The 1,378-nt window shown below is 64.9% G+C and carries 1 protein-coding gene; it reads right to left on the minus strand.

Features of this window, described 5'->3' with window-relative positions; all coding sequences use genetic code 11:
* Positions 1 to 258 precede the first annotated feature (258 nt).
* On the minus strand, positions 259 to 1,296 hold the full coding sequence (locus RFN28_RS34505; RefSeq protein WP_320291583.1) for an IS110 family RNA-guided transposase: 1,038 nt from the start codon (positions 1,294 to 1,296) through the stop codon (positions 259 to 261).
* Positions 1,297 to 1,378: the final 82 nt, after the last annotated feature.

Consider the following 1,378-nt stretch of genomic DNA (forward strand, 5'->3'; position numbering starts at 1 on the left):
TCGTCATGTATGGACGGCCCCTCTTGGGCAAGAGGCAAAATAGCGGCGACGGCGTCAGTCTGGAGCGGTCATGTATTCGGCCTTTGGTGCGGTCGAGTGCGATGACCGCTGGCCCGCAAGGGTTACGCGGATCGGGCTCCAATCATCCCAGCGCGCTTTTCAAGCGCGATGACGAAACGGAATCTCCCGACCCAGGTCCTGACCATTTTGCCGTGCTGCCTTTCTGCTCCTTACGCTGTTAAGGGCCTCGGTAGCGGCCTATGCCGCAACCGGCGCCCTGTATTCTTCGGCCCTGTATTCTTGGCCCGAGGTGAGCATGGCCCAGATGATGCGGGCGGTCTTGGCCGCCTGCGCCACGACCGCGACCTTGACCGGCCGCCTGGCCAGCAGGCCGCGAATCCAGGGCGAGCCTCTGTCGGGCCTGGCCCTGACCTGACGCAGCCAGGAACTGGCGCCGAGAATGAGCAGCCTTCGCAGGTCCCTATCGCCGGCGCGGCTGATATGACCGGTCAACTTGTGCTTGCCGCCGGTGTCATGGCTCTTGCGAGTCAGGCCCAGCCAGGCGGCGAAGTCCCGGCCCGAGGTAAACTGGCGGCCGTCGCCAATGGCTGCGATGGCCGCTTGCGCGATGATCGGGCCGACGCTCGGGATCTTCGTCAGCCGCATGGCCGCCCGATCCTGCTTGACCTGGTTCACGATTTGCTTGTCCAGCCGGCCGATCTCGGCATCGAGGGCGCGCCATTGCCCAGCCAGCGGCGTCAAGCAGGTCAGCAGCGCCGCGGGAATGGCTTCATCCGACGCCTCGATGCGCTGCAGCAGGGCTTCGAGGCCCGCAGTCCCCTGGGCGCTTGTCTGGCCCATCTCATAGAGCAGGCCACGAATAGCGTTGGCCAGTTGCGTGCGCTGGCGCACCAGAAGGTTGCGCGTGCGATGCTGCGCCCTGGCCCATTGCTGCTCGACCGTCTTGATCGGCACAAAGCGCATCTTCGGCCGGCTCACCGCCTCGCAACAGCCTTCCGCGTCGCGGACATCGTTCTTGTTGCGCGGCACATAGGGCTTCACATAGGCCGGCGGCATCAGCTTGACCTCATGGCCGAGCGCTCGCAGCGTGCGGCCCCAGTGATGGGCCGAGCCGCAAGCCTCCATGCCGATCAGCGCCGGCGGCTGCGCGGCGAAGAACTTCACCATCTGCGCACGGCGCAGCTTGCGCTGCACCACAACCTGCCCGGTCGCATCCACGCCGTGCACCTGAAACACGTTCTTGGCCAAATCGATACCAAATATGATAGCTTGCATGACGGACGGTCTCCTCCACTGGGGTTTCAACACGGCCAGTTTGGCACATTCGATGCCGCAAGGGGCCGTCCACCCATCATCC

The organism is Mesorhizobium album, assembly GCF_033977205.1.
GTDB classification, from domain to species: domain Bacteria; phylum Pseudomonadota; class Alphaproteobacteria; order Rhizobiales; family Rhizobiaceae; genus Mesorhizobium; species Mesorhizobium album.